Source organism: Streptomyces djakartensis (assembly GCF_014651075.1).
Taxonomy (GTDB): domain Bacteria; phylum Actinomycetota; class Actinomycetes; order Streptomycetales; family Streptomycetaceae; genus Streptomyces; species Streptomyces djakartensis.
The window spans coordinates 496,201-516,476 of the sequence record NZ_BMWE01000001.1 but is presented as its reverse complement, the minus strand read 5'-3'; the positions used below and the strand labels follow the sequence as shown (position 1 = coordinate 516,476).

Sequence of the window (20,276 nt, the reverse complement as noted above, 5' to 3'; positions counted from 1 at the left end):
CGAGTCGCTTGAGTCGAAGGGCGGTCACCCTGCGGGGTGGCCGCCCTTCGGCGTGTCAGCGTCGGCTCTCCAGGTGGGCCTGTAAGTGGTGGAGCCGGGTGTGGACGTCCGGATGGGAGTCGAGCAGCCGCGCGATCGTTCCGTCCTTCGCGAAGGCGAGGCCCGGGGCGGTGGCTGCGACCTCCCGTTCGCGCTCCTGGTGCAGTACGGCCATCAGCTGGGGTGCGAAGCCGAGTCCCGCGGCGTGCTCGTCGGCCCGCAGCTCGGACCGCCGGGAGACAGCGGCCACTAGATAGGGCGTCGCCAACGGCAGGAAGATCAGCCCGTACGTGGCGGTCGCCAGCGCGACCAGGACCGCCCCGGCCGTTCCGATCAGCACGGCGGCCGCGCCCGTCGGGAGCCGGCCCAGCCGGGTGGCCAGCCGGAGCAGCAGACGCCAGGCCAGCCGGGCCGGCAGCGCATACCAGAGGGACAGCAGCGAGGCCCACGCGTGCCCCCTGGTGTGGTGACCCAGTTCGTGGGCCAGTACGCCGCCGAGCTGTGCGGGCGTCAGCGTCCGCAGGGAGTGCCTGGTCACGCCGACGATGTGACCGGCCGCCGCCATGGCGTTGATCTCGTCGCTCTCCTCTATCCACAACTGATAGGCGTTCCCGTCCACTCCGGCCCGGGCGGCCACCTCCCGCCACACGGGCCGCAGCCGCCTGTCCTCCTCCGGTGTGGGGTAGCGCAGGCCGAACAGCCACCGGGCCAGGATCCGTTCGCACGGCCGGTGGAAGATCAGGGCTCCGCTCAGGACCCAGCAGCCGGAGAGGAGCGGCCAGGGCAGGTTGCTCAGGTGACCGAGGGCGTACGACAGGACGAAGACCACGGCCAGACTGGCGGCCACATGCGGAAGGTGCAGCGCCAGGGAGCCGAGAGCGGTGAGGTCCACACCTCGCTGACGGGCGGCGATATGGACCCGTCCAGGCCGGCGGGGGAGGTCGTCGTCGGGTGCGGACCCGGGCATGGGCCTTCCTTCCGGTTCGGGGCACGGAGCGGCGAGAATCAGGCGAGAAGCATCGATCCGGGGCACAGAACGGCAGCGCAGCCGAACGAGATCAGCCCGGTCCGGATCCAGAAGTGCTTGCGGGCGGCGATGCCGCTCGTCTCGGTGAGGGCGAGCAGGAGGCCGAGGGCGGGGTCGCGGCCCGTGTCCGCGAGGGCCGTCGTGAGCCGGCCGATTGCCGCGGCCCGTCGCACGTCGCCGAAGTAGGTGAGGGGGTGGCCGGGCGCCCAACGGCTCCTGCGGTAGCGGGGCATGACCGCCAGCAGGAGGGCGAACAGCGCGACGGCCAGAGATGCCGCCCCGGCCCACCACAGCAGCGCGGCGAGCGCGGGGAGCCGGCCGGGAGTCCAGTCGCGGGTGGTCAGCAGCGCGGCGAGCAGCCCCGTGGAGAGGCCGAGCGCGCCGACCAGCACGGTGGCCTTGGCGTCCGCGCGGGCGATCTCGCCGCGGAGGTCGGCGAGCAGTTGGGTGCCCGCCCGTGTCCCGGGATCGTCCGGCGGGGTCATGCGCCGGGCTCCGAGTCGGCCTCGGGCGGGGCGGACGGGTCCGTGGTCCGCAGGATGGCCTTCATCCGCTCGGCGACGAGCTTGTGGGGCTCATCGAGCTGGTAGCCCTCCAACTGCTGGTTGTCCAAGGCCTGGTTGATCAAGCTCACCTGGGTGTCCAGCAGCCTGTTCTGGCCTGCCTGGAGGTGTTCCAGGACGAGCTGGGTCTCCTCGGGGTGTGCCGCCAGGTGCAGGGCGAGAGCGGCCGTGCCGCCCCTGGCCAGGGTGAGTTCGTAGAACCTGATCTGTTCGGCCCGGCGCTCGGCCTCGAGCGACTCGCGGAGCAGGGCCGCCTCGTGCTCCGGCTTCGCGGCCTCCGCCTCGTGCCGGGCGGTGCGCAGACGGGCCTGGTGGGAGCGCTCGGTGGCGTCTCGGCGCAGACGTATGGAACAGGTGACGCGAAGGCCCTGCGGCTCGCCGAGCGAGGTCGCGTCCCGTACGGCCCGCTGCACGGCCCGCTCCGCCTCGGCGCTCGCTTCGACGGGGTGACGGCGGCCGGCGTCCCGCATCAGCGGCAGCAGCTCCCTCGTGAGCAGGCCGGGCACGTCCCGCTCCTGGCTGCGGATGAACAGCGCCGGGTGGGCGACCCGCCAGCCGACGTCGGCGGTGACCTCGAACTCGAAGCTGTCGACCAGGCTGGGCACGGGCACGTTCAGCTGGAAGGCGTGAGGGTCCGTGTCGACCTCGTAGACGGCGACGTAGCGCCGCATCGACGTGGGACGGTCGGGTGGTGGGAAGGTCTCGAACGCGCCCTTCCGGGTCACGCAGACCAGCGCGTGGTCGATGCGCCCGGTGAAGCGCCGGCCGCCGAGGCGGAAGCGCGGGAGCTGCCAGACCGTGCGGACGGGGTCCGCGTCGGTGTGCGGGACGGCGGGGTGCTCGGGCTGCTGCTGGAACCAGTCCAGTTGCTCCTGGCCGGGGTGTTCCATGGCTGTCCTCCGAAGCGGATCAGTCGAGGGCGAGACGCTTGCGCAGCCGGTCCGCGGCCGGTGTGACCGCTCCCCTGGAGTCGCGGACCGTGCCCAGCAGATGCGTGATGCGCCGCCGGTTGGTGGATGTGGTGACAAGGGCGCCGAGCAGCGCAGCCAGCGCAGACTCGGTCTCCGGGTCGTCGTCGGCCCTGCGCACCCAGCCGCGCAGGACGCTGAGGGCCTTCGGGTTGTGCGTCCGGTCGGTGAGCAACGCGTCCCAGAAGAAGACCAAGTGCTGAGCGGCGGTCGGGTCCTCCGCTGCCGCGGCCTGCGTGTACCAGTCGAGGACGGGCGGGCGGTCGCTCTCGTCACCCTTGGTCTGCTTGCAGGCCTGCAGGAAGGCGAGCAGGGCGTGCGGCCGGACCACGCGGTCGGTGCGCAGGAGTTCGGTCAGGGCGGCCAGTACGGGGTCCCGCACGGCGAGGAGCAGCAGTTCCAGGGCGTCCGCGAGCTGCCGGGCCTCCTCAGGTGGTTCCTCGCCCACGGGGCCGCTCTCGTCCTCGGCGGGCGGCGGCCGGTGCATGGCGTCCACGAGTGCCGCCAGGGTCTGCTCGTGGTGCACCGGCCCCAGGAGGCCGTAGGCGCGGATGGCCGTCCAACGGCGGCTCTTGACGTCTCCGGTACACCAGTCGTGCAGGATGCGGGAGACGGCTGGCACCTCCAGCAGATGGGTCATGGTGAGGGCGTTCGCCGCAGTCAGCCAGGCGTGCGGTTTACGGCCGTCCGCCCACGGCTCGATGAGATGGGCCATGGCGGCCGACAGATCGGCCTTGGCCAGCAGCGCGGCGGCCGACGCTGCTCGGGTCCGCACCAGCGGACGGCGGTCGTCGGCCAGCTTGCGGATCCACTCCGCGAAGGCCGGGCGGGCCGACGGGTGGAGGTTCCACACCTCCTCCATCAGCATCCGGGGCGTGCGCTCGTCCCGGAAGGCGGCGCAGAACCGGCCTTCCAGCGGACCCCATTCGGTGACCTCCGCGGTCACGTATCCGTCGGCGTGCGCGAGCCGGAGCCGTTCCTCCCGCGAGCTGCCGAAGACCGGGACGGACGGCCGCACGTTGGGATCCTGGATGTGGTGCAGGCGCACGAAGAGGCTGTCTGCGAGCTCGGCCGTCACCGCGTACGGCGCCTTGTCGAACACGGCGAGGGAGACGAGGAACGCCTTGTCGTGCAGACCCGGCTTCGCCTCGGTGAGCCACCGGCTCACCTGGTTCGTCACAGCCGTCTCACCGAAGGCGGCGAGCTCCGCCTCGTCGTTCTCGCCGCGATGGTGTGCGACGAGTCGCAGCGCGAACTGCCTGATCTCCTCCGGCCGGTGGTGCCGGGTGAGGAACTCCTTCACCGCGGTCAGGCCCAACAGGCCGGGCCAGGCGGCCTCCCCGGTCACCGCGGTGACGTGGGCGTGCAGCATGTCCTGGGCCGGCGGGGGCTCCCACCGTACGCAGGGGACGTCGCCCAGGGCCGCCGAGGGCTCGACGGTGATCACGAGGCGTGCCTGGCTGCGTACCAACTGCTCGCGAAGAGCCAGCAGCTGGGCCTCGCGCAGGGGGCGGTTCCGGCTGACGGGCAGATCGCACAGCACGTATCCGGTCGGTGCGTCGACCTGGTCGGGCAGTGAGGAGAAGGACCCGGGGGGATCGAGGGAGCGCATACGGTCGATGCCGAGTCGGTGCAGCAGCATCAGCGCGGCGGAGCGGCGGCCTGTCTCGCGTCCGCCGGACAGGATGACGAGCCTGTCCTCCCGTAGCCGCCTGAGCGCCTCGTCGAAGCTGTCGCAGCCCCGGAAGACGCGCGTCAGTTCGTTGATCTCCGTGTGCGGTATCGGTCCGGACCGGGCGGGCGGCGTCCCGGCCCGGTCTCCGAAGTGGAAGTGCTGGTCACCGTAGTGGTAGCCGCCCGTCTGACCGAACTGGTCACGGGTGACCAGGGTGGAGACGAAGTCCGGGCCGTGCGCGATCAGGTCCCGGCGCGCGGCCCAGGCCTCCTGCCGTGGCTGCTCCACGGCCTCCTCCTGCTGCTGCTCGCCGTCCTGGGCCTCGGCGGGTTTCGCCGCGTCGGCGGGCGTCTCCTCCTGGCTCATCGGCGTTCGTCCCCGGCAGGGCGAGTGAAGTCGAAGCGCTGGTCGCCGTGGTGGGTGCCGCCGGCCTGACCGTACTGACTGCCGCGGATGCGGATGTCGTGGTGCTGGGCGACGGGTGCGTCCGTGCCGGGTGCGGTGGCACCGGCGGCGGCTTCGGGCGAGCCCGGCGTGCCCGGCTCCCCGTGCACCCAAGCCACCGTAGGCCCCTCCTTCGTCCCCACCGTCACCCGATGGAACTCCTCCGGCCGCACGCCCAGGGGCCCGTGCCGTACCACCCCCTGGTAGACGCTGTCCGAGACGCACAGCACGCAGTCGGTGTCCCGTTGCTTCAGGGCGTCGCGCAGGGGGTCGGAGTTCAGGAGGCGGACCGCGTGGTTGAGGTCCGAGCCGACCCAGCCGTCGAGTTCGTCGACGGCGACGTAGCCGGAGGAGAGGACGATGCGCAGGCGCATGCGGGCGCTGGTCGCGAGCAGGCGGTTCTTGTTGTGGAGGAGGGCGGGGGTCTCGGTCAGGAGGGTCTTGACCAGGGCCGGCACCGGGACCGCGGTGTCGATGAGTTCCATGACGGAGTCACCGCGGTCGGCGCGCAACCGGGCCGTCTCGTCGACGGCGGCGGTGAGCAGGGTGGAGTCGACGACGTCGTAGAGGACCCGGCGCAGGAACGCCTGTTCCACGTCGTCGCGTGAGCCGTACTGCTCGATGTCGAAGAGGAGGATCGTGCGGTACACGGGGTCGGTCATGGCTGCCTCTCGCACGTCGGTGTCCGTCGCCCAGCACGATGGCGGGCAGCGGGCGGTCGGCGCAGGGCCGATGACACGGACGAACTGTGACCGTGTGCACAGACGGGAGAACGGGGATGTGCCCTCTCCTGCCGTCAGGCGGAGGCGTCGCCGGCTATGCGGCGCAGTACGTCGGGGCGGAGTACGACGATGCGGCGGCGCCGGGTGGCGACGACCTGCCGGTCCCGCAGCTCCTTGAGGAGCCGGGCCACCGCCTCGCGTGAGGAGCCGACCGAACCGGCGAACTCCTGCTGGCTGAGCCCGATGGTGAGTTCGATGCCCTCGTCCGTGCGGCTGCCGTGCGTGCGGACCAGTTCGAGCAGCAGGACGGCCAGCCGCTCCCGCACGCTGAGGGCTGCCCACTCCAGCCGGCGGCGGTCGGTCGAGCGCTGCCGGTCGGTGGACAGGCTCAGCAGGTGCAGCGCCACGCTGGAGTGGTCCGCCACGAACATGGTGAAGCGGCTCTGGTCGATGACGACCGCGTCGACCGGGTCCAGAGCCGTCACGGTCGCTGAGCGGCCGCGGCCGCTCAGCGCCGCGCCCTCACCGATGATGTCGCCGGGGCCGCGCAGGGCGAGCAGGGCCTCGTAGCCGTTGGCCGCGATCGCGGTGACCTTGGTCCAGCCCCGCAGCAACAGCAGGACGTGGGCCGACGGCTCGTCCTGGTGCAGGATGACGCCGCGGGCCCGGTAGCGCAGGGGACGGCCGATGGCGAGCAGTGCGGCGCGGTCCTCCCTCTCCAGCCGGGCGAGGAAGGGGACGCCGTCGTCTTCCCACGGTCGTGCCTGCCCCCCGGTCATCCGCCCGACCCCCGCGTCCACCTGTGCCGATACCTGCCCTGTACAGGTGCCTGCCCCGTACAGGCGTCAACGTACTGGAAACGACCATGGAGGAAATGGGCGACAATCGGCCTCCTGGCTGATGATCGACCCCGGGGTGTGACGTACCGGTGCCGGAAACGGCGCTTCGGCGCATGATGGAAGGACTCCGGCTCCCGGGGAGGTGCTCCGTGTCGCAGCCGCCCTATCCGTCCTGGCAGCCCTGGCAGGGCCACGGTGCCCCGTCGATGCTCGCCTCGCACGCCGACCGCGAGCGGGCCGTCGACGTGCTCAGAGCCGGGTACGGCGAGGGGCGGATGGAGCACGGCGAGTTCGAGAAGCGGGTGGCGCGGGCGTACGCGGCGCGGACCGTGGGGGAGCTGGCGCTGCTCGTCGCCGACCTGCCGCAGGGGCCCGTAACGCAGTCGGCCTCGTACGCGCCCGTGCCGCGGACGTTCCTGCCCGTGCCGCGGCCGCAGACGAACGGGAAGGCGGTGGCGGCGGCCGTGTGCGGGCTGCTGTGCGTGCCGACGATGGGGCTGACCGGGATTCCGGCCGTCGTGCTGGGGCATGTGGCGCGGGCCGAGATCCGCAGCCGCGGGGAGCTGGGGGACGGGCTCGCGCTGACCGGGCTGGTTCTCGGGTGGTTGTCCACGGCCGGCTGGGCACTCGTCCTGGTGTTGCTGATGGTGGTGTCCGTCGTAGCATCGTGAAGGTGCGCAAAGCGGGCACTCGCCGTCGAATTGAAGATCGACGACGGCCGGGGGGCTTGACATGTCCCGCATGGCGACGTGGGCGGTGCCCATTTGTTTTGACCGCAGCGAATGCGATAGGTACGCTCAGACCTTGTGCCTGGGGTGTGCCCTGGCTCTCGTGTGTGCCATCAACCGCACGGCGAGCTGACACCGGCCACCGTAATCCGCGCTTCATTCTGCCTCGCGGCGGGAGTCCGCGGGATTCGACACACCCGACCGCGTGGGTCGGCGACGTTCCAGGTTAGCTTCACCTATCGGCACACAGAAACCGGAGAAGTAGTGCCTACGATCCAGCAGCTGGTCCGTAAGGGCCGGCAGGACAAGGTCGAGAAGAACAAGACGCCCGCACTCGAGGGTTCCCCTCAGCGTCGTGGCGTCTGCACGCGTGTGTTCACGACCACTCCGAAGAAGCCGAACTCGGCCCTCCGTAAGGTCGCGCGTGTGCGTCTGACCAGCGGCATCGAGGTCACGGCTTACATTCCGGGTGAGGGACACAACCTGCAGGAGCACTCCATCGTGCTCGTGCGCGGCGGCCGTGTGAAGGACCTGCCGGGTGTTCGCTACAAGATCATCCGCGGCTCGCTCGACACCCAGGGTGTCAAGAACCGCAAGCAGGCCCGCAGCCGCTACGGCGCCAAGAAGGAGAAGTAAGAATGCCTCGTAAGGGCCCCGCCCCGAAGCGCCCGGTCATCATCGACCCGGTCTACGGTTCTCCTCTGGTGACCTCCCTGATCAACAAGGTGCTGCTGAACGGCAAGCGCTCCACCGCCGAGCGCATCGTCTACGGCGCCATGGAGGGCCTGCGCGAGAAGACCGGCAACGACCCGGTCATCACGCTGAAGCGCGCTCTCGAGAACATCAAGCCGACCCTCGAGGTCAAGTCCCGCCGTGTCGGTGGTGCCACCTACCAGGTCCCGGTCGAGGTCAAGCCCGGCCGTGCCAACACCCTGGCGCTGCGCTGGCTCGTCGGTTACTCCCGCGCCCGCCGCGAGAAGACCATGACCGAGCGTCTGCTCAACGAGCTCCTCGACGCCAGCAACGGCCTGGGTGCCGCTGTGAAGAAGCGCGAGGACACGCACAAGATGGCCGAGTCCAACAAGGCCTTCGCGCACTACCGCTGGTAGTCGCAGACCCCATCGAGACCGAGAGAAGACTGAAGCCTTATGGCTACCACTTCGCTTGACCTGGCCAAGGTCCGCAACATCGGGATCATGGCCCACATCGACGCGGGCAAGACGACCACCACCGAGCGGATCCTGTTCTACACCGGCGTGTCGTACAAGATCGGTGAGGTCCACGACGGCGCTGCCACCATGGACTGGATGGAGCAGGAGCAGGAGCGTGGCATCACGATCACCTCTGCTGCCACCACCTGTCACTGGCCGCTCGAGGACAACGACTACACCATCAACATCATCGACACCCCGGGTCACGTCGACTTCACCGTCGAGGTGGAGCGCTCCCTGCGCGTGCTCGACGGTGCCGTGACGGTGTTCGACGGTGTCGCCGGCGTCGAGCCGCAGTCCGAGACCGTGTGGCGTCAGGCGGACCGCTACGGCGTTCCGCGTATCTGCTTCGTCAACAAGCTCGACCGGACCGGTGCCGAGTTCCACCGTTGCGTCGACATGATCTCCGACCGCCTGGGCGCGCAGCCGCTGGTCATGCAGCTGCCGATCGGCGCGGAGGCCGACTTCAAGGGCGTCATCGACCTCGTGACGATGAAGGCCCTGGTCTGGTCGGCCGAGGCGACCAAGGGCGAGATGTACGACACCGTCGACATCCCCGACACCCACGCCGAGGCTGCCGAGGAGTACCGCGGCAAGCTGCTCGAGGCCGTCGCCGAGAACGACGAAGAGCTGATGGAGCTGTACCTGGAGGGCACCGAGCCCACCGTGGAGCAGCTCTACGCCGCGATCCGCCGTATCACCATCGCGTCCGGCAAGGGCGGCGGCACCACCGTCACCCCCGTGTTCTGCGGTACCGCGTTCAAGAACAAGGGCGTCCAGCCCCTGCTCGACGCGGTCGTGCGCTACCTGCCCACCCCCCTGGACGTCGAGGCCATCGAGGGCCACGACGTCAAGGACCCGGAGAAGGTCATCGCGCGCAAGCCGTCGGAGGACGAGCCCCTCGCCGCGCTCGCGTTCAAGATCATGAGCGACCCGCACCTCGGTAAGCTCACCTTCGTCCGTGTGTACTCCGGCCGCCTGCACGCCGGCACCCAGGTGCTGAACAGCGTGAAGGGCAAGAAGGAGCGCATCGGCAAGATCTACCGCATGCACGCGAACAAGCGTGAGGAGATCGACTCGGTGGGCGCCGGCGACATCGTCGCCGTCATGGGCCTGAAGCAGACCACCACCGGTGAGACGCTGTCCGACGACAAGAACCCGGTGATCCTGGAGTCCATGGACTTCCCGGCGCCGGTCATCCAGGTCGCCATCGAGCCCAAGTCGAAGGGCGACCAGGAGAAGCTCGGCGTCGCGATCCAGCGCCTGGCCGAGGAGGACCCGTCCTTCCAGGTCCACTCCGACGAGGAGACCGGCCAGACCATCATCGGCGGCATGGGCGAGCTGCACCTCGAGGTGCTCGTCGACCGCATGCGCCGTGAGTTCAAGGTCGAGGCCAACGTCGGCAAGCCGCAGGTCGCGTACCGCGAGACGATCCGCAAGGCCGTCGAGAAGGTCGAGTTCACCCACAAGAAGCAGACGGGTGGCACCGGCCAGTTCGCTCGCGTCATCATCGCGATCGAGCCGATCGAGGGCGGCGACGCCTCGTACGAGTTCGTCAACAAGGTGACCGGTGGCCGTGTGCCGAAGGAGTACATCCCTTCGGTGGACGCCGGTGCGCAGGAGGCCATGCAGTTCGGCATCCTCGCCGGTTACGAGATGACCGGTGTCCGCGTGACGCTGCTCGACGGTGCCTACCACGAGGTCGACTCCTCCGAGCTCGCGTTCAAGATCGCCGGTTCGCAGGCCTTCAAGGAGGCCGCGCGCAAGGCCAGCCCCGTGCTGCTCGAGCCGATGATGGCCGTCGAGGTCACCACGCCCGAGGACTACATGGGTGAGGTCATCGGCGACATCAACTCCCGCCGTGGCCAGATCCAGGCCATGGAGGAGCGGGCGGGTGCCCGCGTCGTGAAGGGCCTCGTGCCCCTCTCGGAGATGTTCGGTTACGTCGGCGACCTGCGCAGCAAGACGTCCGGCCGTGCGAGCTACTCCATGCAGTTCGACTCCTACGCCGAGGTTCCGCGGAACGTCGCCGAGGAGATCATCGCGAAGGCCAAGGGCGAGTAACGCACCGCGTCTACACGCCGTAGGCTTGACTCCGGAGCCTTGAGGGGCATTCCGCCGCGATCGTGGTGAGAATGCCCCGAGGATCCGGGCTATCCAGCAAAGATCACCTGGCGCCGATGAGTAAGGCGTACCAGAACCACTCCACAGGAGGACCCCAGTGGCGAAGGCGAAGTTCGAGCGGACTAAGCCGCACGTCAACATCGGCACCATCGGTCACATCGACCACGGTAAGACGACCCTCACGGCCGCCATTACCAAGGTGCTGCACGACGCGTACCCGGACCTGAACGAGGCCTCGGCCTTCGACCAGATCGACAAGGCTCCTGAGGAGCGCCAGCGCGGTATCACCATCTCCATCGCGCACGTCGAGTACCAGACCGAGACGCGTCACTACGCCCACGTCGACTGCCCCGGTCACGCGGACTACATCAAGAACATGATCACGGGTGCGGCGCAGATGGACGGCGCCATCCTCGTGGTCGCCGCCACCGACGGCCCGATGCCGCAGACCAAGGAGCACGTGCTCCTGGCCCGCCAGGTCGGCGTTCCGTACATCGTCGTCGCCCTGAACAAGGCCGACATGGTGGACGACGAGGAGATCCTGGAGCTCGTCGAGCTCGAGGTCCGTGAGCTCCTCTCCGAGTACGAGTTCCCGGGCGACGACGTTCCCGTCGTCAAGGTCTCCGCTCTGAAGGCCCTCGAGGGCGACAAGGAGTGGGGCAACTCGGTTCTCGAGCTCATGAACGCCGTCGACACGGCGATCCCGGAGCCCGAGCGCGACGTCGACAAGCCGTTCCTGATGCCGATCGAGGACGTCTTCACGATCACCGGTCGCGGTACGGTCGTCACCGGCCGTATCGAGCGTGGTGTCCTCAAGGTCAACGAGACCGTCGACATCATCGGCATCAAGCCGGAGAAGACCACCACCACGGTCACCGGCATCGAGATGTTCCGCAAGCTCCTCGACGAGGGCCAGGCCGGTGAGAACGTCGGTCTGCTCCTCCGCGGCATCAAGCGCGAGGACGTCGAGCGCGGCCAGGTCATCATCAAGCCGGGCTCGGTCACCCCGCACACCGAGTTCGAGGCGCAGGCCTACATCCTGTCCAAGGACGAGGGTGGCCGCCACACGCCGTTCTTCAACAACTACCGCCCGCAGTTCTACTTCCGCACGACGGACGTGACCGGCGTGGTGACCCTCCCCGAGGGCACCGAGATGGTCATGCCGGGTGACAACACCGAGATGAAGGTGGAGCTCATCCAGCCCGTCGCCATGGAAGAGGGCCTGAAGTTCGCCATCCGCGAGGGTGGCCGGACCGTGGGCGCCGGCCAGGTCACCAAGATCAACAAGTAAGTCTCCGGACTGGCTTGAGGGTCAACTGACCTGAGTGGCTCGAAGGGGCCCGTACGACTTCGGTCGTGCGGGCCCCTTTGCCGTGTCCGGGCCCGGTCACCGGGCCTTCCGCCTAGGGTCTCCATCATGTTCAGGTCAGGGGTGGGGTTCTTCGTGTTGTTCGGGCTCGGCTGGTGGCTGCTGGGCTTGAGCGCATTCGACGGGTTGACACGGCAGGTTCTGGTCATGGTTGGCTGTGCCGTCACGGCGGGGCTGATGCTCTCCGCGCGCCGTTTCCTTCCCTCGTCGGCAGGGGGGCCACTCCCCGGTAGCCGGCGTCGGCGGTTCAACCAGATCAACGGGCTCCAGTGGCTGCTGATCATCGCCGTCGCCGCAGTCTGCCGTCACGTCGGCGTGCCGGTTCTCATTCCCCCGCTGATCGCGGTTGTCGTTGGATTCCACTTCCTGCCGTTGGCGGCGGTGTTCGAGCAGCCCCGACTGTGAATACCGGCGGCCCTGCTGATCGTTTCCGGGGCGGCGGGGACGACCGTCTGGCTCACGAACGGCCCGGATGAGAGCGTTCGCCTCGTGGTGGGTCTTACTTCTGCCCTCTCCCTGTGGGGCATGGCGACATGCACAGTCGCTGCGGCGGCATCCGCTGCCGGGCAAGAGGCAGGAAATGAGGGACCTGGCGGCGCGTGCCAGGCACCATGTCCACCTGCGTCCTGCGGGCGCTCACTCTGCTCCGCGAGCACGGCTACGTTTCGCAGAGTCGACGCGTCCGCGTCAAAGAGCGGGTACTCTTCGGACCACACGAAACACACCAAACACACGACAACACGGGGAATTCGGCATGCCAGCCGGGACGGAAATCGAGAATCCTGCAGCGCTCAATTCCGCGGGCACCGGAGCGCGCGAGATCGAGGGACAGACACGGACCGCCGGTGCTCATCCAGTGGACGAGACACGCTCGGCATCCCGGGACTTCGGGACCGGTGACTGGGACGGTGGGCTGGGCAGGGTGCTTACCGGGCTGGCGGAGACGTGGTCGGCTCAGGTCGCCGCACTCGCGGCCGACTGCAACAGTCTTGCCAGCCAGTGCGGCGCTTCCGGAGTGCGGTATCAGCGCACCGAAACGGCGAACACGCAGACTATGCACTCTCTGGCCAGTGACTTCGGCTGAACCAAGCCCCCTCATCCACCGCCGCACGGTTTCAGCCTGACAAGACACACGACTCCACGGGGGACTCGCCGAGCTCATGCCGACGTACGAGCAGCTGTACCACCTCAACCTCAGCAATTTAGAAGCGGCCGCTCACCGTTGGGAGGAGACAGCCACCAAGTTCAAGGGGTTGGGCATCGCATACGGCGACCAGGTGGCTCGCCCCTTCAGCCAGGCGGGCTGGACCCAGCCGGTCATGACGGTGGCCAAGGCCAGCAACGACATACGCGCCGCCCAGCAGCAGTTCGAGAGCGCCTACAAGGAGGCAAAGGGTATCGCCGGCGTTCTCATGTCGCTGCACGCCGAGTTGAAAAAGGCCAGGGACGACCTGCACCGCCTTGCTGGCATCGAAGCCAAGGAGCAGGACCTCCACGTCAGCACTACCGGCACTGTCACACCACGCCATGACCTTTCCCAGGACGTTGGTGCTCGTCACGATCCCGATGGCCAAGCCGCCATCCGTGAACAGCAGCAAGCTTGCGAGGCGTTCGCCCGCCGCCTTGAGGCTGTCCTGAGGCGTGCAGCCGAGGCCGACGAGACCGCATGCTGGGCGCTACGCCGCGATCTCGGCAACAGCCGAAGCGACTTCAACTCCAATGTCGTCACCTCCCTCGACGACGCGAACGCAACGCGCGCGGCCGAGTCCAAGAGGAAGGAGGCCCGAACGAGAACCGACGGGTGGGTTGCCGAAGGCGAGGCCGAAGCCTCCGGCCTTGGGACCGGGACATCGGTCTCCGGGCCGGACACCGGGGCCGGCAAACTGGGCGAGGCCGAGGCGCATGCTGATCTCGGCCGCGCGAGTGCGGAGGGCAAGCTCTCCAACGGCCCGATGCAGCTCGCCGGAGCGTCTGAAGCCTATGCGGGTGCCAAGGTCTCTGCCGCTGGCGGGATCACAAACGAGGGCATCAGGGGTGAGGCTGGTGCCTTCGCAGGGGGCGAATCCTCGGCCAACGGTCGTGCCGACCTCGGCCCCATCGGGGTCTATGGCCGTGCCGAAGCCAAGGCGGGCGCTGAGGCCGGGGCCAGTGCCGGGGTCGGCCTCGACGGGCTGCAGTTGGGCGCAGAGGCCTTCGCTGGTGCGAAAGGAGGTGCCTCCGGAGGCGCTGACATTGGGGGAATCGGGGTGGGTGCCACAGCCGAGGGCTGGGCCGGTCCTGGTGCGGAGGCAAGCTTGAACTTCGGTAAGGACGCCAACGGTACATGGCACTTCGCCCCCAAAGTGGGTGTCTCCCCCATCCTCGGTGGCGCCGTGGGCATGGAGGTCACCGTCGACCCTGGGAAGATTGCAGATACCGCGGGCGACGCGGCCGATGCCGTGGGGGACGCGGCCGGATGGGTCGCCGACGGTGTCGGCAGCCTGCTCTGACGAACGCCCCCGCAGGCCCGTTGCCGTAGCAAGGATGGACCGAGATGCCCACGACTTTGCCTGTACCGATCCAGTTCGAACTGCCGGAAGGCTGGCGCGCCGAACCACCGGATGCGGCCGGCGCCCCGGGCGCGGCGTTCGTCGCGCGGCACCCGCGACCGGACGCCGGATTCACCGCGAACATCACAATCGACGGGGAGTTCCGCCCGGACGCGGCGACGCTGCCCGAGATCGCCCACGAGTCCGTGGAGCGCTTGCGCCAGGCCGGCACCTTGGTCGAGGCGATTGGGCGCCGTGAGATCGGCTCCGCCGACGCGCCCGGCCTCACACAGACACTGGCTGTTTCGGCTCTCGTCGGCGGTGTGCACCGGGACCTCGTCCAGTCGCAGGTGTACCTCTCCATGCTGGATGTCGCCGACCCGAGCAAGCGGGCGGTAATCCGGCTGATCCTGACTGCGACCGCCTCTCAGCATCCCCAAGTACTGAGCGACTTCCAGGACTTCGTACGCACGGTCCGCCCTGACACCGGCGCTGTTTCCTAGCGCGTTTCGCGCAAGTGGCAATCCTGAACCTGTACCCCGACACCTCAGAGGTTGACTTCATGGGACTTTTCGACAAGCTGACCGGAACGAAGCACCCCGACGACGGCGTCGCCCCGCTACCGGCCACTGAGGTGCACGCGGCCCTGCTCGGGGTCAACCGAGCCGATGCCCCGTACGTCGTCCGCGACGGTGCCGCCGAAGACGCCGACCTGGTGGCGGAGTGGCGGATGGCGGAGCCTGCTTGGCAGACCTTCTTCGTCGCGTCGCAGTTGACACGCGCCGTCCGGATCCGGATGCGGCTGGTCCCGGAGAACCATGAAGTACGCGTTCTCGAGGAAAGCTGGGAGGTCACCCGGGTCGGTAATCCGCCGCAGTTGAAGATCTCGGGGGCGTACTCGCGCGGGCCCGACAGGACCGTCTCCAGCCGCTACAAGGTCGAGCGCGGAGACAGCGGTGGCTTTGAAGCGACGGAGACCTTCCGCTTCGACAGCTCGGAGCTGCGCGACCCCCTCCAGAGCGTCGTCCTCAAGTCGGGGTGGACCTGGCGCAGCGTCATCTTGGGCAAGCTCTGAGGTTGCAGGGCCACATCTTCTTGTCGGCCAATCGAGTGCCTCGCACAACAGCTGGTGAAAAAGGGCTCGGACATGTCGGACAGGGAATCCAGCTGTTCACCGAGCTGTTGCGGGCCCTCCGGCTTGGCGGGCTGTGACAGCGCCGGTGGGGGAGTGACAGGTGGTGCGGTAGGCGGGGTGGCGTCCGCCTTGCGGTGTGGCGTCCCCGTGGCCAGTGGCTGGTTGTACGAGACGGTGTGCGTGACGATCCGGCCGCTTGGGAGACGTTCGCGGGTGCGGGCCAGGTAGCCGTGGGTCTCCCGTTCGCACAGGGCGGCGGTGCTGGGTATCCCATCGAGAAGGGGCTCGCGATCGGCGACCACAACTGTCGTCTGAGTCTCAGCGACACGCCGTACGCCCAGCGTGTCGCTGAGACTGAGCGGACACTTACCGCTCACTGCATGGATTGGTCAACAGCATCGGCATGCCAGTCCCGGCCGGGGGCCGTCGCATGTCTGCGGTCCGCGAGGGCTTCCACGAGGACGAGGCCACGGCCCGACTCGCCGTCGGGGGTGGCGGGTTCGCGGTGCGGCAGTCGGTCGCCCCTGGTGTCGGTGACCTCGATGCGGAGGGTGTCGCCCACGACGTACAGCGTGAGCCGGAAGTCCCGTCCCGGGACGCGGCCGTGTGTGACGGCGTTCGCCGCCAGCTCGGCCACGATGTGCTCCGCGGGGTCCAGCGGGAGTCCCCAGGCGCGGAGCTGCTCGGTCGCCAGCAGGCGGGCGAGGCGGGCTCCGCGTGGTGTGGAGGACAGCGGCACGCTGAAGTCGCGGACGCGGGGGTGCAGTTCGGGGTCGGGCTCGGCGATTTTCTGATTCACGTGACTTAGCGTGGCGGCCCGCGCCTACCGTGAACAGTGACGACTCCGATACGTACGGTGACTGTCGGGTGCTTGTCCGGTGGTGTCCGGGCTTGTCGTGCGCGGCCGTACGGCGGCGGAGCGTCGAAGTTCGGCGGTACGACAGAGGGGCGGTGCGATGACGGTCGACGGGGAAGCTGTGCGGCTCAAGAGCGAGGCGGACGAGCCGGGTTGGGAGGTGGATCCCGACGACGAGTGGGGTCTGGCGGTCATCGCCACCGGGGGGCGGCAGCTGAAGCTGCGGCGGGAGGCGGTGGGGATGCGGGCCGGCGAGTTCGGGACGGCGGTCGGGTACGGCGAGGACATGGTCTACAAGATCGAGGGCGGGAAGCGGATCCCTCGGTTCGAGTACCTGGACAAGGCCGACGAGGTTTTGGGAGCCGGTGGGCTCATCTCGGCGATGAAGGAGGACGTGAAGAAGGTCCGGTACCCGAAGAAGGGGCGGGACCTCGCGGAACTGCGGTATGGCACCATCCGGGCGCAGGCCTTCCCGCCGCGGGAGTCGCTGGCATTCATCGAGAGACTGCTGGGAGAGACATGATGCGCAAGGGCTCCGCCGGGGACGCCTCCGAACTGGCGTGGTTCAAGAGCAGCTACAGCGGCGGTACCGACGGCGAATCCTGTCTGGAGGTCGCCGTCGCCCCCCGCACGATCCACGTCCGCGACTCCAAACAGGCCGACGGCCCTCGCCTCGCCCTGACCCCGAAGGCGTGGACCCCGTTCCTGTCCCACGCGGTCATGAATGAGCACTGCTGAGCACCGAGTGAGCTGGTAACCGAGCAATCGCCTGAATGAGCATCTGTCCTGTGAGCCCGGCGGAAGAACCGGGCCCGAAGGAAGGAACGGGACAGATGTTCAGGCCCTTAACCAGGCGTCTTTCGACGACAGCGGCCGCCCTGGCCGCCGTGGCGGGAGTGTGGACCGCCGCCGCCCCGGGTGCCACCGCGGCGCCCGGAGACTGTCCGGCCGGCAAGTTCTGCGCATGGGAGAACTCCAGCTACACCGGCCGGCTCATCATCGCGAACGCCGGGGAGTCGAACCCCAACGTCGGCTCGTACTTCAACGACAAGCTGACGTCGTACTGGAACCGCACCGGCAACTACATCACGCTGTACTTCGACTCGAACTACCGCGGGTGCATGATCACCATCCCGCCGGGCGGGTCCTCGGCGGCCATCCCGACCCAGTTCAACGACAAGATGACCTCATTCCGGGTGGGCACGTGCTGAGCGGGGGGACGAAGATGACGGCGACGGGGAAGCGGCACGGCAGGGTGCTCACGGGTGTGCTCGCCCTGGCGGCGGCGGCCGGGATGTCCGTCGTGGCGACGGGCACGGCGCAGGCGCTGCCCGAGCAGTGCCCGGACAAGCACTTCTGCGTGTGGGAGCACACGGGCTACCAGGGACGGTTCTTCTCCGCCCCTGGTTCCGTTGGCAACATCGGTGCCTACATGAACGACCGTACGACCTCGTACTGGAACCGCACCGACAGCTGGATCACGCTCTACAACGACTCGAACTACGGCGGCTCCTGCCTGGTCAGCGTCCCGCCCGGCGGGTCCTCCTACAACGTGAGCTCCTCCGTGAACGACCGGATGACCAGTTTCCGGACGGGGAAGTTCTGCTGATCGGACATTCGAAATCCGCTTACGCGGGTCGGCGTTGACGCCGGCCCGCTCAAGCGTTTCCCTGAGGAGGGCACCGGGCTAGACCACCCGGCGCTCTCAGGGGGTATTCACGTATGCGGGCACCCATGCGCGCACACGCCGTTCTGGAACGCCGGATCGTCGCGGCGCGGGAGCGCGCCTTCGTCGGCCGTGCGGCGGAACTGGCTCTGTTCGAGAAGACATTGACCGGTGCGCCCGACGCGCATCCGGTCCTGTGGTTCCACGGACCCGGCGGCATCGGCAAGTCCGCCCTGCTCGACCGCTTCGCCCACCGGGCACGGGCCGAGGGCCGCTCGGTCGTCACCGTCGACGGCAGAAGCGTGGAACCGACCGCGGAGGCCTTCGCGTCGGCCGCCCGGCCGGTGCTGCGGGAGGAAGGCGGGCTCCTGCTCGTCGACGCCTTCGAGCGGTTCCCGGGGCTGGAGAACTGGCTCATGGAGGACTTCCTGCCGCGGATCCCGCTCGGCACGGCCGTGGTCGTCGCCGGACGGGACGCGCCGAACCCCCGGTGGACGGCGGACCCGGGCTGGACGGACGTCCTCAGGAGCGTCGCGCTGCGCGAGTTCGGCCTGGTGGAGTCGGCCCGCTACCTCCAGCTCAGAGGCCTGCCCCGGTCCGCGCAGCGCGTGCTGCTGCCCGTCGTCGGCGGCAATCCGCTCGCGCTGTCGCTCGCCGCCGAGTCGCTCGGCGCGGCCGTGCGGAGGTCGAGCGCGCGGCCGGCGGCGCCTCCCCCCGAGTGGCGGCCCGGCCAGGACGTCCTCGGCTCCCTGCTCCCGCACCTTCTGGGCCGGCTGCCGGACCCCGACCACCGCCGCGCCCTGGAGGTCTGCGCCCACCTGCGCGTCACCACGGAGGCCCTGCTGCGGGAAGTCCTCGGTGACCGCGCGCCCGAACTGTTCGACTGGCTGCGCGCCCAGCCCTTCGTCGACGGAGCCGACGACGGTCTCTACCCGCACGACGCGGTCTGCGGAGCGCTGCGGGCGGACCTGCGCTGGCGGGACCCGGAGGGGGCGCGCGAGCTCCACGAACGACTCCACCAGCGGCTGCTCGACCGGGTGCGCACCGTCGCCGACGCCGAGGTGCCCAGGGCCGTGCACGACCTGATGTTCCTGCACGCGCCGCCCGATCGCCGCTGCTGCTACCGCACCGCCGGCAGCGGCGTCCGTGAGGCGCCCTACGCGCCGGGCGACCGGGCGCAGGTGCTCGCGCTGGCCCGGCAGGCCGAGGGCGAGGACTCCGCCGCTCAGGTCGCCCACTGGCTCGACCGGCAGCCGGAGGCGTTCCGGGTGTACCGGGCGGCGGGCGGGGACGAGGAGGGGATCGTCGCCTTCCTGGCGGTCCCGCTCCTGCCCGCCGGCGCGCCGGGCTCCGCCGACCCGCACCCGGACCGGGACGCGGTGGTGGCCGCCGCCCTCGAACACGTCCGGGGTACGGCGCCCTCGCTTCCCGGCGACCTGATCGCCGTCGTCCGCTTCCTGGTCGCGGCGCCCGGTGCCCGGGAGGGAGACTCGTGGCGGGCGATGTGGTGGCGCCTGTGCGGCGAACTCGTCCGCGCCGAGCGGCTGACCTGGGTGTTCACGGCCGCGCGCGACGGTGAGCAGGGCTGGTCCCCGGCCGAGAGGTACCTTCCGGCCGTCGACCGTCAGCCGGCGACCGCCGGACCCGTTCCCACCCTGCGCGGCCTCGACCTGCGGCTCCACCCGCCCGTTCCCCTCCTGGAGGCGAGCCTGCGGGACGGGCTCTCGAGCGAACCACGGACCGCCTTCGCCACGCGCCACGAGCGTCCGGCCGCGCCGCCGACGCTGCACCGCGCCGACTTCGACGCGGCCGTACGCGACGCCCTGCGCGCGTTGCGCACACCGGACCTGCTCGCCGTCAACCCGCTCTCTCAGTGCCGGATCGCCGCCGGCGCGGACACGGACCTGGCCGCGGTCCTGGAACGGGCGATCGCCGCGCTCCCGAGGGAACGCGGCGGTGCGAAACGGCACCGCGCACTCGTGACCACGTACGTCAAGGGCGCGCCCACGCAGCAGGCGGCGGCCCACCGGCTGGGCCTGCCGTTCAGCACGTACCGCCGGCACCTCACCGGGGCGGTGCAACGGGTGTGCGACCTGCTGTGGCAGTGGGAACTGAACGGCGTACCCCCCGAGGCGGGCCCGGGGGACGGGCCACCGGCGCCCGGTCCGGCCCGGTCCAGGGACGTCGCGGTTTGACCTACGTCACCCCCGGGGTATTCTCTCCGGCTCGATTGGCGTAGGCCCCGCCCCATATGGCAGACTGTCCGAGTTGCTCGGTCGAGTGTTGATGCTGCGCGCCTCCCGCCGGGGGGACCGGAAGCGAGTCCCACAGTACTCGTCGCCCTAACTGCCACACGGCAGCACTGGGGCGGACGTACGGGAA

General features: G+C 69.5%; 20 protein-coding genes and 1 pseudogene. 14 read left to right on the top strand and 7 right to left on the bottom strand.

The features are described from left to right. Positions 1–55: 55 nt before the first annotated feature. The 6 genes from IE212_RS02415 to IE212_RS02390 all read right to left on the bottom strand — a co-directional run bounded on the left by IE212_RS02415 (position 56) and on the right by IE212_RS02390 (position 6,217). Positions 56–1,006, bottom strand: coding sequence for a M48 family metalloprotease (locus IE212_RS02415; RefSeq protein WP_190195954.1), 951 nt, complete (start codon positions 1,004–1,006; stop codon positions 56–58). A gap of 38 nt (positions 1,007–1,044) precedes the next feature. Next, positions 1,045–1,551 (bottom strand): Pycsar system effector family protein, encoded by a 507-nt coding sequence (locus IE212_RS02410; RefSeq protein ID WP_190195953.1) that lies wholly within the window; start codon positions 1,549–1,551, stop codon positions 1,045–1,047. Further along, positions 1,548–2,519 (bottom strand): SPFH domain-containing protein, encoded by a 972-nt coding sequence (locus IE212_RS02405; RefSeq protein ID WP_190195952.1) that lies wholly within the window; start codon positions 2,517–2,519, stop codon positions 1,548–1,550. Before IE212_RS02405 ends, IE212_RS02410 begins: the two co-directional genes overlap by 4 nt. A 19-nt stretch (positions 2,520–2,538) precedes the next feature. Continuing rightward, entirely contained in the window at positions 2,539–4,638 is a 2,100-nt protein-coding gene (locus tag IE212_RS02400; protein WP_190195951.1) for a hypothetical protein, read from the bottom strand. After that, positions 4,635–5,378 (bottom strand): hypothetical protein, encoded by a 744-nt coding sequence (locus IE212_RS02395; RefSeq protein ID WP_190195950.1) that lies wholly within the window; start codon positions 5,376–5,378, stop codon positions 4,635–4,637. Before IE212_RS02395 ends, IE212_RS02400 begins: the two co-directional genes overlap by 4 nt. A gap of 134 nt (positions 5,379–5,512) precedes the next feature. Further along, positions 5,513–6,217, bottom strand: coding sequence for a Crp/Fnr family transcriptional regulator (locus tag IE212_RS02390; protein WP_190195949.1), 705 nt, complete (start codon positions 6,215–6,217; stop codon positions 5,513–5,515). Positions 6,218–6,426: 209 nt separating this feature from the next. Here IE212_RS02390 and IE212_RS02385 point away from each other — a divergent pair, with 209 nt between their 5' ends. From IE212_RS02385 to IE212_RS02345, 9 genes are all read left to right on the top strand, one after another. After that, complete coding sequence (locus IE212_RS02385; RefSeq protein WP_229863993.1) at positions 6,427–6,948, top strand: DUF1707 and DUF4190 domain-containing protein; 522 nt, start codon at positions 6,427–6,429, stop codon at positions 6,946–6,948. A 321-nt stretch (positions 6,949–7,269) separates the two neighbouring features. Continuing rightward, entirely contained in the window at positions 7,270–7,641 is a 372-nt protein-coding gene (gene rpsL, locus IE212_RS02380) for a 30S ribosomal protein S12 (protein ID WP_003948652.1), read from the top strand. A gap of 2 nt (positions 7,642–7,643) precedes the next feature. Continuing rightward, positions 7,644–8,114 carry a 30S ribosomal protein S7 gene (gene rpsG / locus IE212_RS02375; RefSeq protein WP_003998848.1) on the top strand — a complete coding sequence of 157 codons (471 nt, stop codon included), beginning with the start codon at positions 7,644–7,646 and terminating at the stop codon, positions 8,112–8,114. A gap of 39 nt (positions 8,115–8,153) precedes the next feature. Continuing rightward, complete coding sequence (gene fusA / locus IE212_RS02370; RefSeq protein ID WP_190195948.1) at positions 8,154–10,280, top strand: elongation factor G; 2,127 nt, start codon at positions 8,154–8,156, stop codon at positions 10,278–10,280. Between the two features lie 157 nt (positions 10,281–10,437). Next, on the top strand, positions 10,438–11,631 hold the full coding sequence (gene tuf, locus IE212_RS02365) for an elongation factor Tu (protein WP_003992342.1): 1,194 nt from the start codon (positions 10,438–10,440) through the stop codon (positions 11,629–11,631). Between the two features lie 126 nt (positions 11,632–11,757). Next, a complete protein-coding gene (locus IE212_RS02360; protein WP_229863992.1) occupies positions 11,758–12,114 on the top strand; it encodes a hypothetical protein in 357 nt (118 codons plus the stop codon). A gap of 755 nt (positions 12,115–12,869) precedes the next feature. Then, positions 12,870–14,198 carry a hypothetical protein gene (locus IE212_RS02355; protein ID WP_190195947.1) on the top strand — a complete coding sequence of 443 codons (1,329 nt, stop codon included), beginning with the start codon at positions 12,870–12,872 and terminating at the stop codon, positions 14,196–14,198. 44 nt (positions 14,199–14,242) lie between these two features. Then, positions 14,243–14,740 (top strand): hypothetical protein, encoded by a 498-nt coding sequence (locus IE212_RS02350; RefSeq protein ID WP_190195946.1) that lies wholly within the window; start codon positions 14,243–14,245, stop codon positions 14,738–14,740. Positions 14,741–14,799: 59 nt separating this feature from the next. Further along, complete coding sequence (locus IE212_RS02345; protein WP_190195945.1) at positions 14,800–15,312, top strand: hypothetical protein; 513 nt, start codon at positions 14,800–14,802, stop codon at positions 15,310–15,312. Positions 15,313–15,745: 433 nt separating this feature from the next. Here IE212_RS02345 and IE212_RS02340 read toward each other — a convergent pair whose 3' ends face one another. Next, positions 15,746–16,171 (bottom strand): ATP-binding protein, encoded by a 426-nt coding sequence (locus tag IE212_RS02340; RefSeq protein ID WP_190195944.1) that lies wholly within the window; start codon positions 16,169–16,171, stop codon positions 15,746–15,748. 157 nt (positions 16,172–16,328) lie between these two features. Between IE212_RS02340 and IE212_RS02335 the strand changes: the two are divergent. From IE212_RS02335 to IE212_RS02315, 5 genes and pseudogenes are all read left to right on the top strand, one after another. Continuing rightward, positions 16,329–16,670: pseudogene (locus tag IE212_RS02335) on the top strand (helix-turn-helix domain-containing protein); the annotation flags it as partial. 77 nt (positions 16,671–16,747) lie between these two features. After that, complete coding sequence (locus tag IE212_RS02330; RefSeq protein WP_190195943.1) at positions 16,748–16,966, top strand: DUF397 domain-containing protein; 219 nt, start codon at positions 16,748–16,750, stop codon at positions 16,964–16,966. A 95-nt stretch (positions 16,967–17,061) separates the two neighbouring features. Further along, positions 17,062–17,439 (top strand): peptidase inhibitor family I36 protein, encoded by a 378-nt coding sequence (locus IE212_RS02325; RefSeq protein ID WP_190195942.1) that lies wholly within the window; start codon positions 17,062–17,064, stop codon positions 17,437–17,439. Between the two features lie 14 nt (positions 17,440–17,453). Beyond that, positions 17,454–17,837: a peptidase inhibitor family I36 protein gene (locus tag IE212_RS02320; protein WP_190195941.1), complete on the top strand. Its 384-nt coding sequence runs from the start codon at positions 17,454–17,456 to the stop codon at positions 17,835–17,837. Positions 17,838–17,962: 125 nt separating this feature from the next. Next, positions 17,963–20,089, top strand: a complete 2,127-nt coding sequence (locus IE212_RS02315; protein ID WP_190195940.1) for an ATP-binding protein — start codon at positions 17,963–17,965, stop codon at positions 20,087–20,089. Positions 20,090–20,276 lie beyond the last annotated feature (187 nt).

What these genes read in the sequence shown, in the direction of transcription:
- rpsG (WP_003998848.1), top strand. Translation starts at nt 7,644, where the DNA reads ATGCCTCGTAAGGGCCCCGCCCCGAAGCGCCCGGTCATCATCGACCCG.
- IE212_RS02395 (WP_190195950.1), bottom strand. Translation starts at nt 5,378, where the DNA reads ATGACCGACCCCGTGTACCGCACGATCCTCCTCTTCGACATCGAGCAG.
- IE212_RS02400 (WP_190195951.1), bottom strand. Translation starts at nt 4,638, where the DNA reads ATGAGCCAGGAGGAGACGCCCGCCGACGCGGCGAAACCCGCCGAGGCC.
- IE212_RS02415 (WP_190195954.1), bottom strand. Translation starts at nt 1,006, where the DNA reads ATGCCCGGGTCCGCACCCGACGACGACCTCCCCCGCCGGCCTGGACGG.
- IE212_RS02360 (WP_229863992.1), top strand. Translation starts at nt 11,758, where the DNA reads ATGTTCAGGTCAGGGGTGGGGTTCTTCGTGTTGTTCGGGCTCGGCTGG.
- IE212_RS02330 (WP_190195943.1), top strand. Translation starts at nt 16,748, where the DNA reads ATGATGCGCAAGGGCTCCGCCGGGGACGCCTCCGAACTGGCGTGGTTC.
- IE212_RS02405 (WP_190195952.1), bottom strand. Translation starts at nt 2,519, where the DNA reads ATGGAACACCCCGGCCAGGAGCAACTGGACTGGTTCCAGCAGCAGCCC.
- IE212_RS02345 (WP_190195945.1), top strand. Translation starts at nt 14,800, where the DNA reads ATGGGACTTTTCGACAAGCTGACCGGAACGAAGCACCCCGACGACGGC.
- IE212_RS02350 (WP_190195946.1), top strand. Translation starts at nt 14,243, where the DNA reads ATGCCCACGACTTTGCCTGTACCGATCCAGTTCGAACTGCCGGAAGGC.
- IE212_RS02320 (WP_190195941.1), top strand. Translation starts at nt 17,454, where the DNA reads ATGACGGCGACGGGGAAGCGGCACGGCAGGGTGCTCACGGGTGTGCTC.
- IE212_RS02355 (WP_190195947.1), top strand. Translation starts at nt 12,870, where the DNA reads ATGCCGACGTACGAGCAGCTGTACCACCTCAACCTCAGCAATTTAGAA.
- IE212_RS02390 (WP_190195949.1), bottom strand. Translation starts at nt 6,217, where the DNA reads ATGACCGGGGGGCAGGCACGACCGTGGGAAGACGACGGCGTCCCCTTC.
- fusA (WP_190195948.1), top strand. Translation starts at nt 8,154, where the DNA reads ATGGCTACCACTTCGCTTGACCTGGCCAAGGTCCGCAACATCGGGATC.
- IE212_RS02325 (WP_190195942.1), top strand. Translation starts at nt 17,062, where the DNA reads ATGTTCAGGCCCTTAACCAGGCGTCTTTCGACGACAGCGGCCGCCCTG.
- IE212_RS02410 (WP_190195953.1), bottom strand. Translation starts at nt 1,551, where the DNA reads ATGACCCCGCCGGACGATCCCGGGACACGGGCGGGCACCCAACTGCTC.
- IE212_RS02315 (WP_190195940.1), top strand. Translation starts at nt 17,963, where the DNA reads ATGCGCGCACACGCCGTTCTGGAACGCCGGATCGTCGCGGCGCGGGAG.